A 15,915-nucleotide genomic window follows, 5' to 3' on the forward strand; every position below is an offset into this window, starting at 1 on the left:
TTGTTTACAGGCTTCTTTCGTGCTGGAATTCATTCTTTATAATCGCTTTGGAATGCTTGAATAACTCTTTACCTCCATATTTGCCGTGTCCGGGAATTACATATTTCACATCGGGAAACCGTTGTTCAACCCTGCTTATCGTTTGTAACCATTCATCAAAAGGAGCCGCATCCGAAGTATTACCGATGTTCTGAGATGTTATATCTTTAAGTATACATCCGGCAAACAAAATCTTTTCAGATGGAATCCATACCACAATATTATCGGTAGAGTGCCCTCCTCCCAAATAATACGCCTCTACCTTTATGTTGCCTACTTTAAAAGATAACGAATCCGAGAAACTCACGATTGATTGTTCAAATCCTTTGGATGCTAATATTTCATTGGTCAGATGATTCGCGTACGTCTTTATCCCATTTCGATTCAGCCAGGCTAATCCGCCTACACAGTCGCTATGCCAATGTCCGGGAATAAATGATTCGAATTTTACGTCTAAATTTTTATCAAACCACCACGCTAATTCTACCGTTTGCGATTCAAGAGTGGGAGAGTCTATCAAAAGTGCTTTCCCGTTACGAACCACGATCAACCCATTAGAACCGACACGCCCCCCACGTCCCATATCAGCCCAAGCCGTGTACAAGAAACAGTTTCGTGTAAGTTTGACTAATTCCAAATCACTATTTATCTGAATATACTTTTGGTTAGTTATGTCCGAGTATCTTGTTACAAAGCCATTCGCGTAATGGGCTATTATTTTATTATCCTTATCGGTAACAAATCCATTAGCATAATGATAAATTGCATCTGTTTGGAATTTCTTTAGGGTCGTACAGCCTGTTAGCATTCCAAACATCAGGAATAATCCTACCTGCTTTAATATTTTTTTTAATAGCATATCATTCAAAGTTTGTATATGAATCACAAAATAATAGCAAAAGTAGCTTATAGTGATAAAAAAAGCCTTGAATCAATTCAAGAGTTTCAGTTTTGCCGCAATTTTCTACGTATATGACTAATGGTTTCAGGAGTAACACCAAGAAAGGAAGCTATTTCTTTTAGCGTTATATATTGAGGTAAATTTGGACAGCGTTGTAATAATGTAATGTAACGTTGTTCCACCGTGTCGCAGTAGAAATCAAGTAGTCGTCCATATAGCTCTATAAAAATCTCTTCTGCGACTAATCTCCCGAAGCGTTGTGTAACCATATTTGTTTCCCAGAAATCATTCAACTCTTTCATAGATAGTATATATACAGAACAGGCTGTTACAGCTTGAATATGGGTTAATGATCCTGTACGTTTAATCAGCGATGGGTAATCACATACAAAATCCTCCGTAAAACTATAACCGACAACATGTTCGTTACCATTATTATTGATACGAGTATATCTAAAAATACCACTTTCAACAAATCCCACAAACTTACACGGCTCATTTTGTCTAACAAAATAATCTTTCTTTTTAAATTCAATAGATTTTCCTTTTTCTAAAAAAAACTTTTTGAACCCTGAAAAATCGATCTCATTCATGTATTCATTGAAATTTATCATATCACGTTATATTATATTAGGAAATCATACAATATTATATTAATTATAGGAGATGTACAAGTCTATATCTCAATAATAGGCTTCAATATTCGGTATCAGCCTATTTACTGAAGTTTATAACATATTCAGGGAAACCGTTTCTCGGATATATTGCTTCATTATTTTGGCTTGTTTCTGTTCTATGTTATCCATTATTCGAAGCTCTTTTGCTGAAGGTTGATGCGGGAATATCACTTAATATCATTTGGACTTATAACTTTAAACCATTCACGTATTAGTTCCGTTTCATGAGTGAGTTTCTTTCCAATTTTTCCTAATAATCCGGAATAATATTTTGTATGTATTTTTAACCAGTTTTCTAAATTACCGTCTTCTTCTTCTTCTATGGCAAATGTTTCTGTTATATTTTGAAATTGTATGATTTTAATTTTTTCTATTCTTATAATACATATTTCGTTTCCGAGTGAATCCAGTACGGAGGCGTAGTCATTTACTTTTGATATCTTTTTCAGATTTAGACAATAGTGATAATATAGGGATGAAGTTGCGGTCTTTATTTCGAATAATACTTTTTGAGCTAATTTATCCGTTTGATCTCCGAATTGAATTTTAGGTTTTATTTCTATAATATGAATTTTAGGTTTGATTAAATAGAACGGATGGTTTTGTTACCCTTAAATAACATTTGTACAATAAAAAAGAGAATCACTTTCGTGACTCTCTTTTTGCGTGGTGCCACCAGGAATCGAACCGGGGACACAAGGATTTTCAGTCCTTTGCTCTACCGACTGAGCTATGGCACCAGCTTTCATTGCGGGTGCAAATATAGAGGTTTTATTTGAATTTGCAAGGGTGTTTTAAGAAAATTTCATTCTGGGTCTAAGATAGCGGGTGTAGATTGTCAAATAGATCATCCAGATAATGATAAACAGTGTCGAAGGTAAAACAGCCGGAGTCAGAAAGAACCAGCTGATCAGTCCGATGATAAGGAACCCTAAGTAAATCAATAGGTAGTTGCCAATTAACGGGGGAGTGTGTTTCCGGGCAATAAAAAAGGCTGCAATCAGGTTGAGAGGGTTCGCCCATAGGATATTGAAGTTCGGGAATGTGGTAGGATGTTTCGTGAAAAAGCCTAAAAAAACGATCAGGCATCCGATTAATCCGGTTACCGCGAAAAAGAGTACGGACAAGCTTCCGAGGAGGCGAGTTCTTTTGGCTTTTTGGTAGATGAAAATCAATACTCCCATGCCGATGAAAAAGACGAAGAAAGGAGATAGAAACCAAGGGGTCGCATGATCCTGTTCCGGTGCCTGGTAAAGGATTTCTATCGGCTGGGCCAAACGGGTCCCGTCGGGATAATATGCCGAGTCGAGGGCATACATCAGGTAGTCGGGCAAAAACATCTGCTCCCGGTTCGTGGCGTCGGCATTGGCCGGGGAACCGAGGATGGTATGGATTCCCCATTGGGTCCAGGGCGAACGTTGCAGGTATTCGTCCAAAAGATTCCAGAAACTTTTGTCCTGTTCCAGTGTTTTCCACGTGATCTCGTTGTCCAAACTTTTTTCAATGATATCCCGGACCCGGGTAGAGCAATTGTCATACAGGAAATTATACAGGTAAGAGCGGTTTTGCGGCTCGTAATTTTCTAACAGAAGATTCATCAACTCTTGTTTCTGTATGGAATCGAGGTTAAGGGTTTGAGAATAGATGCTTCTTTTCTGTTTGTCGTATGCACTAAGGAAACCGTAAGGTCCGTAATAGTTGCTGATGGAAAGTTGATAGGGAAGTAATCCCCGGGCGAATTTCAGATAGAAACCCTGGGTATCGAAGTCGAATGTCCCGTAGTTGAACACGACGTCGATCCGGTTGGTTGGATCTGTTACCCGTATACCCGTATGTCCGAACAGGGAGTAGAGTTCATTTCCCGGAGCACAGGTCAATATGCTGATGGTAGCCTTTTCGGAGAGCGTGATTTTCTCTTCTGAAGCTGTGGCCGGAAAGGAAAAACATAGGATCAACCATAAGGTCCGATAGAGTGTCAGGATATTTTTCATAAAGTCTTGTTTAGCGTTTTAAAAGATCGGGGTACTCGATGCCACAAAGGAAAAGAGCGTTTCCCGGAACGGATGTTCCGGCATTTCCCCTGTTCCGGGATTCGATGATCCGGCGAAATTGTTCCGGTGTAATTTTATGTTGTCCTACTTGCAATAAAGTACCGACAATGGCACGTACCATGTTGCGAAGAAAGCGGTCGGCTTTTATGGTAAATACCAATTGACCGTTCTCTTCTTTCCAATGAGCTTCCATGATTCGGCAATTATTGGTCTTCACGTCCGTATGGAGTTTCGAAAAACTGGTAAAATCATCGTATTCGAACAGTATCCGGCAAGCTTCGTTCATGCGGTCTATATCCGGTAAAGGACGAATGCGAAACGTGAACGGATAGGTAAATGGATCTTTTGCCTTGTCGATATAATATTTGTAAGTACGGGAGAGGGCGGAGAAGCGGGCATGAGCCTCCTCTTTTACCGGATAAATTCGTTTGATGGCAATGTTTTTATTTAGAAAACGGTTCAATTTATCGGTAAGAACCGATACCTCTTCGATCGGGGTACGACTGTCGAAGTGAGCCACGAAAAAAGAGGCATGTACTCCGGTATCCGTTCTTCCGGCTCCAGTAACGTTAACCTCTTGTCCGAGAAGGAGAGAGAGGGCCCGGTTTAGATCTTCCTGGACAGAAGGGGCGTTCGGTTGTATTTGCCAGCCGTTGTACTCTCTCCCGTTGTAAGCTAATTCAATAAAATACCTGCACATACTCAGCTCCTGTTTTTGGATTTGTGTTTCAAAAGTAGTACAAATCCCTGAAATAATCCGAATGCCTTTTATATTTTGTCGATAGTCGATAACAAATTATGATCTTTTTACGCTATATTTGTGAATTCATAGTTCGTTTGGAATGTATAATTGAAATGAGATGAGCGATATTAGTGAGCATTTGAAGCAGGTATTGAATAATTTACCTTCGCGGGTGAAATTGATTGCGGTTTCCAAAACAAAACCGGTAGAAGCGATCGAAGAGGCTTATAAGGTAGGACAAAGAGTATTCGGAGAAAACCGGGTGCAGGAGTTAGTCGAGAAGTACGAGGCGCTTCCCAAAGATATAGAGTGGCATTTGATCGGTCATTTGCAGACCAATAAGGTGAAGTACGTGGCTCCTTTCGTTGCCATGATTCATGGAGTGGAGAGTTTAAGGTTACTGGATACGATCAATAAGGAGGGAGAGAAGAACGGACGGGTGATTCCCTGTTTATTGCAGTTCCACATCGCGGAAGAGGAGACTAAATTCGGTTTGGATGAGGCGGAGGCTAAAGAGTTGTTGGAGAGTGAAAACTATGGCCGGATGAAGAATATACATATCGTGGGTGTGATGGGAATGGCTACTTTCACGGAGGACAGGAAACAGATTCGGAAAGAGTTTCATCATTTGAAAACGATTTTCGATGATTTGAAACAAAACTATTTCTCCCATGATCCGGCATTTAAAGAGTTGTCCATGGGAATGTCCGGGGACTATCCGATTGCCGTGGAAGAGGGTAGTACCATGGTCAGAGTAGGGAGTTCCATTTTCGGGTATCGGAATTGAAAGAAGTAACATACATTATTAATTAAATATTGTTCATATGGCAAATTTAAAGACGAAATACATGGGGTTGGATTTGGTAAGCCCTATTGTCGCCGGTAGTTGCGGTTTGACCTCGGATATAGAAAAAATGGTAGAGATGGAAAAAGCGGGAGTCGGAGCTGTTGTTTTGAAGTCCATTTTTGAGGAGCAAATCAACGAGGAGAGCGTGGGAATATTTAAGTCCGGTTACGGTATGGGAGATGCCTATCCTGAAGCGGAAGATTATATTAAAGCCTATATTCGTTCCAACACGATTCAAAAGTATGTAGAGTTGGTCCGTACGGCTAAAAGTCGTTTGACCATTCCGGTAATAGCGAGTGTCAATTGTTTTAGCGGGGGAGAGTGGGTTACTTTTGCCCATCAATTAGAGTTGGCCGGTGCGGATGCCTTGGAATTGAATGTCTTTATTTTGCCTGTCAATGAGTTTACGGAGAGTGCCGAGGTCGAAAATATTTATTTCGATATAGTGAAATCCATTAAGAAACAGATAAAGATTCCGGTATCGGTGAAGATCAGTCATTATTTTACTAATCTTTCGGCTTTCGTGGATAAGCTTAAGGCATATGGTGCGAATGCCGTAACGATGTTCAATCGTTTTTACGAACCGGATATCAATATAAACACGATGACAATGGGAGCGGCTTCCGTATTCAGTACGGCGAACGAGCTGAGAACGACTTTAAGATGGACCGGAATCTTGGCCGGGAAAGATAAACAATTGGAGATTTCGGCTTCCACGGGAGTGCATAGCGGAGAAGCTGTGGTTAAGATGTTACTGGCCGGGGCTACTACCGTGCAACTTTGTTCCGTGCTTTACGAAAAAGGCCTTCCGGTGATCGGGGAGATCAATCAATTCGTATCGGAATGGATGGAATCCAAAGGTTTCCATTCGGTAGAGGAGTACAGGGGACAGCTATCTTATTCCTCCATTGAGAATCCGGATTTATACGAGCGGGCTCAATTCATGAAATACTTTAGCAACAAGCAGTATTGAGATGAAAAGGATCTGCTGGATCGTGTTTTGTTGTATCTGCATGGCTTGCAGCAAGTATGACGGTGTACCTGAAAAATATCACGCTTTGTTGGACGAGGCTTTGGCGAAGGCCGATTCGAATCGGAGCGAATTGGCTTGGGCATTGAAGCAGGCTTCCCCGGAGATGAAGGAGGGAGTGGCGTTTTTAATCGCGTATATGCCGAAACGGGATCTACTCTCCATGAAAGGAAAATTCCTTTTGGATAATGTGGAGTCAGCTTATAAGGCAAGGAATCGTTTCGAATGGGCGAAGAGCGTACCTGATTCTATTTTTTTGAACGAGGTATTGCCTTATGCTTGCTTGAACGAGGAACGCGATGATTGGCGTTCCGATTTTTACAATCGTTTTACTCCCTACGTGGAGAATTGTAAGACCTTGAAAGAGGCCGTATGGGCTGTTAATAAACATATACGGGATGAGGTGAGGGTCGATTACAATACGAACCGGGAAAAACCGGACCAGAGTCCTTCCGAATCCATGCGTCAGGGAATGGCTTCCTGCAGCGGTTTGTCGATCTTGTTGACAGATGCTTTTCGTGCGGTCGGTATCCCTTCCCGTATTGCCGGAACTCCTAATTGGCATGATAATCGCGGTAATCACAATTGGTGTGAGGTTTGGGTAGACGGAGAGTGGTATTTCACGGAGTATTATCCGAACGAACTGAATCGCTCGTGGTTTTTAGCGGATGCGGGTAAAGCCGATCCGGAAGACCGGGAGCATGCTATTTTTGCTTCTTCCTTTAAGTCCACGGGAGAGAGTTTTCCGTTGGTTTGGGATGAGAATATTACCTATGTTCCGGCATGGAACGTGACTCAGCGTTATATAGATCTCTACAAAAAAGTAGCTGATAAACAATTATCGGACGGTAACCACGTGGCGATGCGGGTCATGATGTTTAAAAATGCCGGATGTTCGCAAAAATCGGAAGACAGAATTGCCGGCAATATCGATATTTTTTGCGGTTCCGATCAGGTCGGCGGAGGACGAACGGCCGGTCCGACTCGGGATATGAATGATGTTTTGGAGTTTATCGTCGAAAAGAATAAAGGATACACGTTGAAATATTGGGATGATGAGGGGAAGGAATACGAAAAAAGGGTAGAGGTGAAGGACGATCCCGTGGAGGTGAGGTTATTCCGGTAACATATGAAACGAAACCCGCCATCGTTTCAGAACAATGGCGGGTACAAAACAAAGAAATAACGAAATACCTTAATCTACTTTTGCAAAAGTAAGGGGATAGGGAGGTAGTAGCAATCCCTATTTGTGGGGATATTTTATGTTGTACTCCTCATCGGTAGGGATAGGTTTTTATGGAAATGCAGGTTGACGATTGCAGATAGTGAATGATAGGGTGAAATTAAAATACTCCGCCGAATTTCGGCGGAGTATTTTGATTCATGAATACATTAATTACAATATATTTCCCTCGGAGTCCACCACGACTTGAAGCTCTTCTTTTCCTTTTTCCAGTTCGAAAAGATAAACGTTCGTGCCGTTTGCTTTCTCTTCGTAATCGATATCATCTATAAGATAATCGGCATAGCGGGAACGGATCAGGTTTAATATATCTGCCGGTACTTCATTTTCCCGAATTTCCCAGGTCGTGAGTTGCCATTTGTTGTCTTTGGCCGCGAATATTACCTCTTTTTTCCGATTGTTATCCCATATTTCTACTTCGATAAAACCGAGCTCGATTTCCATATCGATGATAGGTGCGTTATCGTAGGTTTGATTGATAAAGTTTTTTATCTCTTCGGGGAGAGAGGTAGGCAGGTAATTATCGGAATCGTTATCCGGTACGGCTTTGAATAAGTTCCCGTCTTCCGTGTAATAGAGATCCATCTCCTGATTTCCTTGTTCTACCTCTATTACGTAAATGGTTTCCATGTCCGCTCTTTCCACTTTATCCACATCTTCTTTTCTCCATTGGGCGTATTCGCTGGCGTTGAAACTCGTCTTCACTGCTTCCGGTAAACTCTCAAACGGAATATCGCTTTCGGTCATGTACCATATTCCGGATGAATTGATCCAAGTTTCGGTTTTGATTCCGTTATTCCGGAATTCGGCTACATTGTAATTGTTTTTTATCTCCCATTCGACGTGTTGAGCATCGGGATACTTAGAGTTGAACGTACCGATAACTTTTTCATTCGGCCGGTAGTTGTTATCGTCATCCTTGTCACAACTCGTGGCGGTTAATGTTGTAGCCAACAATAGAATTAAAATAGTGAATCTTGTTTTCATAATGTTATTATTTTAGTGATTTGCTTATTTAATCATCGAAACGCAGAAACTTTTCATTTTTGTCGAATTTCAGTTCCGACCCATTGAGTAATTGGATTTCATAACCTTTATCCTCTTTTTTTATGGAAACGATTGTTTGGTCTTTAAAATTTGTTTTTACATACTGGTAAATCTTTTTCGGAATGATATCGACAGGAACGGGTTGTCTTTGACAATCCACCTCCGTCCATCTTCCTTTGTAATCGAATTCCAGATCGAAACCATCCGTTAAAATAACTTCGTATTTTTTCCATAACCAGATTCCGTCCTCTTCTTCCATGTGCGAAATATCGGACCGGGGGAAATGTTTCTTTATGAAATTTCGAGCTTTTACCGGCAGAGCATTCGTGTCGTTTACTATTTTATCATTGTAAGCATAGGTTCCGGTAAACCATAGGATACAGATGAGAAATACAATAATTTTTTTCATATCTTTTGCTTTTAATTTTGATACAAAAAAACAATTGAATTTGGGAAAGATTTGGGAAAAACGTGTTTTTCCAATTTTTTTTGAGGACAAACGGTAATTTATTATTTCAACTACAATTTCGGCGAGGCCATTGCAATTTGAAATGGTGTTTACCGTCGTATCGGTACGAAACTTGAATCCGGTACAGGGTAGCGATGGATTTAATAATGGATAGCCCTAATCCTGTAGATCCTGTTTTTTTACGTCCGGAATAAAACCGCGTGAAAATTTTTTCCCGGTCTAAAGGTCCGTCCGTATCTTCATTGGTGAACCGTATGCTGTTATCGGTTACGGAGATTATTATCTCACTTTTTTCGGGAGAATGAAGAAAGGCGTTTTTTAGCAAATTGGTGATGAGTGTGGTGGCCAATGATTCGTTCATGGGACGGATTAGTTCTGCCTCTTCGTTTACGTTTGTCCGGATAGATTTATTCGCGTAGATTTCGGAAAAATCTTCTATCGTATCTCGAATCAAGGTATTGAAACAAACCTCTTTCTCTTCATGGAATTGCCCGTTTTCGATACGTGAAAGTAATAAAAGCGATTTATTCAATTTTACACTTCGTCCGATATTCTTTTGTATCTCCTCTATTTCTTGCAGCATCTCTTCGTTGCCTTCTGTTTTTTCTGCCAACATCTCTAATTTGTTCTGACATATGGCCAATGGGGTTTGTAGCTCATGAGAGGCATTTTCAATGAACTGTCTTTGTTGTGCATAAAGTTCTTCATTTCGGCGGGTCATCTTTTCGATGGTGGTGTTCAGTTGTTTGAACTCTTTGATTTTAGTCTGATTGTCTAAAGGTTTGCAGTTCGTTCCCAAGGTGAAGGAATCCAGCCACTTCAATAATTTGTGGAGAGGGCGTAGGCTCTTGCGAAAAACGATCTCCGTAACGATAAGGATCGTAATCAATAGAGAGACGTATAAAATAATGATCCATTGAATCATGGCTTCGATCATGTCGTCCTGCTCCAAAGTCGAGATCATGATTGTCAGTTCATAATAACGGTTTTCTTTGGATTTGAAAGAAGTTTTGAGTACCCTTACCGGATCGTCTTCGAGTTCTACTTCGTAAAAGCGGGTGGAATTGAAATAGTGTTCCTTGTAGTTTTCGGCCTCTTGCGGGGATATTTCCCTGATGGAATAATGTGTCATCACGTCCTTATGCTCGCCGGTCACGACTCCGTTTCGGAGGGATTGTTTAATGATCAGTTCCTTTGTGTTTTCGAGGGTATCGTCTGTTTCATCCATTATTTCATCTAAAATATTCAGATAGAACAGGTAAGCCCATACGGAAAGGATTACAATCAATAGGACAGAAAGACGGGCAAGCGTGTGGTGAAGTAATTTCATAGTTCTTCCGGGTGAGTGGTTAGTTTGTAGCCGAATCCGTAAATAGCTTTTATTTCGGGTATCGCTCCGGCATGTTTCATTTTCTTGCGTAGGTTTTTCACCTGTGAATAGATAAAATCCAAGCTGTCCGCCTGATCGATACGATCGCCCCATACGGATTCGGCTAAGGTGGTCTTGTTGATCAACCGATCGGGGTTGGTTACGAAATAGTAGAGCAGATCGAACTCTTTCCGGTTTAAAGTCAGCTCCGAACCGTTGACCTGAACGGTATGCCGATCGGGGTACACGTTTAAATTTGCCAGTTCTATGCCTATATTCCCGTCTTGTTGATTGCGACGGATGACCGATTTAACCCGCGCATTGAGTTCTGCCAGATGAAAAGGTTTGGCTAAATAGTCGTCTGCGCCGAGATCCAATCCGGTAACTTTGTCTTCTATGGAATCCTTGGCCGATATGATAATAACGCTTTCTCTTTTCTTGTTTTTCTTTAGTTCTTCGAGTAAAGTAAGTCCGTTTCCATCCGGTAGCATAATATCTAACAATATGCAGTCGTAATCGTAATCATTGATTTTTAATAATGCGGAATGGTAATCGGGAGCCTGTTCCACGACAAAACGCTCTTTTTCCAACGATTTTGTCATGACTTCCCGTAAATTCTCTTCATCTTCAATAATTAAGATTTTCATGGTATACGATATATTATTCAAACAAAAATAGTGAAATATTTTGGAAAGAAACTGGAAAAGAAGAGTCGTAAATCAAAAAAGATTCTGTGAGTGTGACGAATAATCATTCATATTACATCACTTAATCACAGAATCCTCTAATCACCGGGTTTCCTAACCGGATGAATTTATTTTACGATTTCGTAATCAATACCTTGGAGGTAGTAGATGGAGTAAAAATCTTTATTGTTTTTTTTCATCCATTCCCTCATTTGGGTAATGTTATTGCTTTCAGAATCACAATGTTCTCCCTCTTCCTCTTTTTCCTTGATCTTTTTTTCCCAATTGTCTATGTATTCCTGGGAGAGACGTTGTTCTTTCACGATTCCGGTGACTTGTATCTCCGAACCTACCAACTCTTTGTTAAAGCCTTTGATATTACCGGAGGCTTCTACCCGGAGGGTGGTTTCTCCGCTCGGGTTGGTAATGAAGCAACGGCGTCCTGAATTGCTGCAGGTATGTTTTACCTTTCCCTGTAAAACGATCGTGTCGTTTACTTTCTGTTTTGCCACTTGTAGTAAACTATCTACATTCAAGCTCGTTTGGGTTTGTACGCTTGTTGTTGCTTGTTTAGTCTTTTGACTTTCTTTGCAGGAGGTTAGAGAATAAGAAAGAGTTCCTGCCAAAATTAAAATAGCGATTGTTTTTACCATAGTATGATTTATTAGATGAAACATTATTTTTTTCGTTATTTAATAAGGTTATCGTGATGAATCTGACGATTCCCGTGAAGAGAACGATTCCGGGTCTTGGGCGAATAGAAGTCCTCGAGCGACCAGAGAACTTTGTCCGCATGACATATGTAATATTTTTGCATTCGATTACTTTTTCCATGTATAATATTTTAAAAAGTGAGTCCTCCCTTTATCTGTACACCGTCGTTGTGGATGGAATTAGCGTGGAAGTGCTTGCTGTATTGCAGAGAAATAAATATACCTTTATCTCCGGCAATGGGATGATCCCAACGTATGGAGGTCGAACCGTTTTTTCCATTACCTGACAGATTGGAATGGTTGATTTGTAGTGGGTAAAGCATTTTTTGTTTTTCTTCAATCTCCGTCAGTTGCAGATCGGAGTTATAGGTGTAATTGTATTCTCCTTCCAAATGAAATTGGAAGATGGATTTTTTGTATAGGGCAGATAACCGGAATTCCACTCCTCCCGAGAGGAGACAGAGTCTCATCAGGCGATGCGGATCCGCGTATTTCATCTCCGTGTTATTCATCCCCAAACGGGGTAAGATAAACCATTGGTACCGCTTGCTTTGAGAAAGTTTGCCGTATGTCGCTTCCAGTGCTACATGATAGTTTTGGAGGGTGAATTGTTTGGCTTCTCCGATTTGAGGATAGATATTACTGGCTGCATCTCCGAATAAGTTCTCAATCCCTTTTTTCGATAATAGCTTCCCTTGGAGTTTGACACCCCATTCCCGGTTTCCCCGTTTGAACCGATAACCCATTTCGATATCTCCTTTATTTTCGTTCAATTGATTGAGAGGTAGTTCATTCAGGTCCGAGATAATTTTTTCGAAGGTAAAATAATCGTAGGAGGCCGTGATAAAGATTCCTTGTTTTGTTTTGGGAAACAGAGAGAGACTGCTACCGTATCCCCAGCCTTTATAATAAGAGTTGGTATTGTTGCCAGAGAAACGATTGTAATCCATACCTAAACCACTGGCATGAAATATTTTAATACCTCCTAATTCGCTAAAGAACTTAATAAGATTCGTTTGTTTGTACTTCCTTACATGCAGTGCGATTCCCCCGGAATAACGGGATTTTGTTTTTAAGGTGATACCGACGGAAACGTTCAGATCCGAAGTCGTGTTTTTCGGTCGCGGATCTACCCGGCGATACTCCATCAGAGCTCGGTAGTTTGCATAGATACCCCATACTATTTTTCGAATTTCCTGGGCATAGCCTCCCGCAAAGAAATACTCTTCGTAAGTGAGATTTCCTCCTAACGTATCGGCTGAAATATAAGGGTATGTAATGTCTATATCAGAGCTCTCGTTGTAAGTGATGTCTTTTTTCTTACCGGTATAGAAATGGGCTTTTCCCCACACCTTGCTGTTCTTTTTTAAGGAGAGATAGGAAAAGGCGTTAAACATGAAGCTTTCATCTCCATTCCCCTTTTGAAGTATAAGCGGTTTATTGGCTTTTTCGTGTTTCCATCCCAAGCTGAGTTCAGAAAAGGTTATATCCCTGAAATAATAATTTGTGGCCGGATTACGATATATTTGCGATGCAAAGTCCTCTCCCGGAGAGAAATATATTCGAATCCGTTCAGTCGGGGGAATAGAATCTTTTGCCCATCCTGTAAGATAGCAAGTGAGTAAGATCAGAATAAAACTTAAACGAGAGCTCATGTTCATCTGTTAATTCCTTTTTAAGGTCGGTGTAGCTTTGGCTTCGAAATCGTTGGTCGAATTATTCGTGTCTTTTAGAATCTTTCTTCCGTCCGAGGTTGTACTTAATGTCTTTCGTTTGATACTTTTTCCGTATCTGTCATTGTCGTTTTTGATTTCGGCACAATAGGTCCATCCCGTATCCAAAGTCGGGGCCGTGACATTCCATACGTATTGGGACACGTTACTTACGTTAACGGCGTCAATGATCCATTCGTTCGGAATTTTATAGGCGCTGTTACTCATGGGATAGGTTCCGCCGGGCAATACCATCGTGTAGTTGTAATCATATTTATAACCTTGCAGGAAAGTCTCCTTGTCTACACCTAACCGACCGATGGCATATGCCTTCAGACCTTGTTTATGCATGGTCCAGATGGTTTTCGAGGAGCAATAGATCTTTTCCATATTCGGTACGGGAGTATCCACATCGTTTGTGCCCTCGTCAAACCATTCGAAATCGGCGTTGCTCAGGTCGAATGAATTGGGGTTCGTTTGTGAATGATTTTTACCGATATCGCAGATCAGGATCGATTCTCCTGGATTTACGGGATGTTCGTTCCCGTTTCCCGGAATTTTATAGACTGCCGTGACGGCAAAATGGGTAGACATAATGTCCGGATCGTATTCGTATTTCGTCGAGGTCAGGAATGCCGATTCCAGGATAACCAGACCGTCGGCATAGAGAATAGTATCGGAGTTATTATAAATCTTGAGGTATTGATCCCCGTCGTATACATCTCCTTCCGGTGTAATATTTCCAACGAAGAAAACCTCTTCTATCACGAAGTTTGCTTTCGCATCGTGCAGGAATAGAGGAAGAGTAGCTTGATTCGTCTCTCCGGCGATATAAACCGATTCTTTGTATCCTTTTACCGTACCTTCCATTACTTTCTGATCCATCGTATATTGGATTTTACCTTCAACGGAAACGGTATATAATCCTTCCGGTAATGAAAGGGTGATTTTATTTTCTGTAAAATCACCGCTTGTTATCGTTCTGGTCGTGTTCGTGTTTTTAAACGAGACGTTGAGATCCGATAACAGGGCGTCGTTTAATCCGTCAGGGGCGGTTAAACTTAAGGTATATACAGTCGTTTTTATATTATCGTCCTTATCGCACGCGTGGAGTCCGAAAATACAGCTTAAAAGTAAGAGATAATAGAATGTTTTGTTTTTCATGATTTTATCGATTGTTGGTTATTGTTTCAAAGAAGGGGTTGTTCCGTGTATAAAATCGGCACTGGAATTATTGGTATCCTGTAGAATTTGCCGTCCATCTTTTTGGGTTGCGGAGACTTTCCGTCGGACGCTTTTCCCGTAGCGATCGTTATTACTTGCGTTTTCGGAAACATAGGTATATCCCATGTCTACGGAGGGGGCGGTCACGAGCCATTCGTACTCTTTGGAGGGACAAAGATTGACGGCATCGACTATCCATTCGTTAGGGACTTGATAAGCACTGTAATTGTTTACTAAGGTCCCTCCGGGATAGACATAGGTCCAAGTATAATCGTGTTTATTTTTTTCCAGGAAGGTTTCGGCGGATACGGGTAAGCGGACTATGGCGTAAGTCTGATTCCCTTGGTTGTTGAGCATGAAGAAGCCGTAAATATTGATCATGTTGGGAACGCCGGGGTTATCGACATCCCCGTCGTAACTTCCGTCCTGGTAAAATTCAAAATCGGCATGACTCAGGTCGAACGAATTGCCGGTTGCTTGGCTATGGTCGATGCCGTCGGTTGCAAGAATTATTGACTCACCAGGTTCAACCGGATATTGTTTGCCGTTTCCCGGAATAACGGCAAGACACTCGACGGCTAAACCCGTGGAGCGAATATCCGGTGAAATATCCTGTTTCATGTTGTTGTAAAACGTGGAGGCAACGACGGCCAATCCGTCTGCGTATAAGATTTCATCCGAGTTATTATATATTTTGATATACTGATCTCCGTAGTATTGTTTGCCTTCATTGGTTAATGTTCCGGAAAAGAAGATTTCAGAAATCACAAAATCGGCTTTTGAGGTGTGAAGAAAAAGCGGGATAGTCTCGACTTTCTTTTCACCCACGATACTTACGGATTCCTGATACCCTTTGATGTCGGAAGTTAACGATTGATCTTCCCATGTATAACTTACTTTTCCTTCTATAGTCACGTGATACAAACCTTCGGGAAGATCAACGTTTATTTGATTGTTATTATAGACGCCTCCCGTGATTTTTTTACCGGTATTTACGTTTTCAAAGGTAGAAGTAATACCGGACAGGGTCGCTTCTCCCAGGTTTTCGGGAGTGCTTAGGCTGATTGTAAAGCTCGTGATTCGGGCATTATCGTCTTTCTGGCAGGAAGATACTCCATAGATGATGATAATAAGTAATAGATTGATAAATTGTCTCATAATTTAT

General features: G+C 41.1%; 16 protein-coding genes and 1 tRNA gene. 3 read left to right on the forward strand and 14 right to left on the reverse strand.

Features of this window, described 5'->3' with window-relative positions; all coding sequences use genetic code 11:
- Positions 1-4: 4 nt before the first annotated feature.
- The 6 genes from bla to truA all read right to left on the reverse strand — a co-directional run bounded on the left by bla (position 5) and on the right by truA (position 4,368).
- Positions 5-898 carry a subclass B1 metallo-beta-lactamase gene (gene bla / locus PGR74_RS01030; protein WP_270516605.1) on the reverse strand — a complete coding sequence of 298 codons (894 nt, stop codon included), beginning with the start codon at positions 896-898 and terminating at the stop codon, positions 5-7.
- An 86-nt stretch (positions 899-984) separates the two neighbouring features.
- A complete protein-coding gene (locus tag PGR74_RS01035) occupies positions 985-1,554 on the reverse strand; it encodes a Crp/Fnr family transcriptional regulator (protein ID WP_270516606.1) in 570 nt (189 codons plus the stop codon).
- Between the two features lie 230 nt (positions 1,555-1,784).
- Complete coding sequence (locus tag PGR74_RS01040) at positions 1,785-2,201, reverse strand: ASCH domain-containing protein (protein WP_333492317.1); 417 nt, start codon at positions 2,199-2,201, stop codon at positions 1,785-1,787.
- Between the two features lie 83 nt (positions 2,202-2,284).
- Positions 2,285-2,357, reverse strand: a tRNA-Phe gene (locus PGR74_RS01045).
- A gap of 54 nt (positions 2,358-2,411) precedes the next feature.
- The gene (locus PGR74_RS01050; protein ID WP_110688377.1) at positions 2,412-3,608 is read right to left on the reverse strand and encodes an Lnb N-terminal periplasmic domain-containing protein; all 1,197 of its coding nucleotides are present in this window, start codon (positions 3,606-3,608) and stop codon (positions 2,412-2,414) included.
- A 10-nt stretch (positions 3,609-3,618) separates the two neighbouring features.
- Positions 3,619-4,368 carry a tRNA pseudouridine(38-40) synthase TruA gene (gene truA, locus PGR74_RS01055; protein WP_041503857.1) on the reverse strand — a complete coding sequence of 250 codons (750 nt, stop codon included), beginning with the start codon at positions 4,366-4,368 and terminating at the stop codon, positions 3,619-3,621.
- 160 nt (positions 4,369-4,528) lie between these two features.
- Here truA and PGR74_RS01060 point away from each other — a divergent pair, with 160 nt between their 5' ends.
- Genes PGR74_RS01060 through PGR74_RS01070 form a run of 3 tightly spaced genes read left to right on the forward strand, consistent with a single transcriptional unit; the run spans position 4,529 to position 7,413 of the window.
- Positions 4,529-5,197 carry a YggS family pyridoxal phosphate-dependent enzyme gene (locus PGR74_RS01060; RefSeq protein WP_041503856.1) on the forward strand — a complete coding sequence of 223 codons (669 nt, stop codon included), beginning with the start codon at positions 4,529-4,531 and terminating at the stop codon, positions 5,195-5,197.
- Between the two features lie 37 nt (positions 5,198-5,234).
- On the forward strand, positions 5,235-6,230 hold the full coding sequence (locus PGR74_RS01065; RefSeq protein ID WP_041503855.1) for a dihydroorotate dehydrogenase-like protein: 996 nt from the start codon (positions 5,235-5,237) through the stop codon (positions 6,228-6,230).
- A 1-nt stretch (position 6,231) separates the two neighbouring features.
- Positions 6,232-7,413 (forward strand): transglutaminase-like domain-containing protein, encoded by a 1,182-nt coding sequence (locus tag PGR74_RS01070; protein WP_041503854.1) that lies wholly within the window; start codon positions 6,232-6,234, stop codon positions 7,411-7,413.
- Between the two features lie 270 nt (positions 7,414-7,683).
- Here the strand turns inward: PGR74_RS01070 and PGR74_RS01075 are convergent, their stop codons facing one another.
- From PGR74_RS01075 to PGR74_RS01110, 8 genes are all read right to left on the reverse strand, one after another.
- Entirely contained in the window at positions 7,684-8,517 is an 834-nt protein-coding gene (locus PGR74_RS01075) for a PepSY-like domain-containing protein (protein WP_270516607.1), read from the reverse strand.
- Between the two features lie 28 nt (positions 8,518-8,545).
- Entirely contained in the window at positions 8,546-8,986 is a 441-nt protein-coding gene (locus PGR74_RS01080; protein WP_041504078.1) for a PepSY-like domain-containing protein, read from the reverse strand.
- A 106-nt stretch (positions 8,987-9,092) separates the two neighbouring features.
- The gene (porY, locus tag PGR74_RS01085; RefSeq protein WP_041504962.1) at positions 9,093-10,376 is read right to left on the reverse strand and encodes a sensor histidine kinase; all 1,284 of its coding nucleotides are present in this window, start codon (positions 10,374-10,376) and stop codon (positions 9,093-9,095) included.
- Entirely contained in the window at positions 10,373-11,062 is a 690-nt protein-coding gene (locus PGR74_RS01090; protein ID WP_041503851.1) for a response regulator transcription factor, read from the reverse strand. The genes porY and PGR74_RS01090 overlap by 4 nt, the downstream gene beginning before the upstream one ends.
- A 167-nt stretch (positions 11,063-11,229) precedes the next feature.
- Complete coding sequence (locus PGR74_RS01095; RefSeq protein WP_270516608.1) at positions 11,230-11,754, reverse strand: hypothetical protein; 525 nt, start codon at positions 11,752-11,754, stop codon at positions 11,230-11,232.
- A gap of 191 nt (positions 11,755-11,945) precedes the next feature.
- Complete coding sequence (locus tag PGR74_RS01100; RefSeq protein ID WP_270516609.1) at positions 11,946-13,475, reverse strand: DUF6850 family outer membrane beta-barrel protein; 1,530 nt, start codon at positions 13,473-13,475, stop codon at positions 11,946-11,948.
- Positions 13,476-13,478: 3 nt separating this feature from the next.
- Positions 13,479-14,690, reverse strand: coding sequence for a DUF4876 domain-containing protein (locus PGR74_RS01105; protein WP_270516610.1), 1,212 nt, complete (start codon positions 14,688-14,690; stop codon positions 13,479-13,481).
- Positions 14,691-14,708: 18 nt separating this feature from the next.
- Positions 14,709-15,908 carry a DUF4876 domain-containing protein gene (locus PGR74_RS01110; protein ID WP_041503847.1) on the reverse strand — a complete coding sequence of 400 codons (1,200 nt, stop codon included), beginning with the start codon at positions 15,906-15,908 and terminating at the stop codon, positions 14,709-14,711.
- Positions 15,909-15,915: the final 7 nt, after the last annotated feature.

The sequence above is a fragment of the Sanguibacteroides sp. AM78-02pH3A genome, assembly GCF_027666085.1.
Taxonomy (GTDB): Bacteria; Bacteroidota; Bacteroidia; order Bacteroidales; family Marinifilaceae; genus Gabonibacter; species Gabonibacter massiliensis.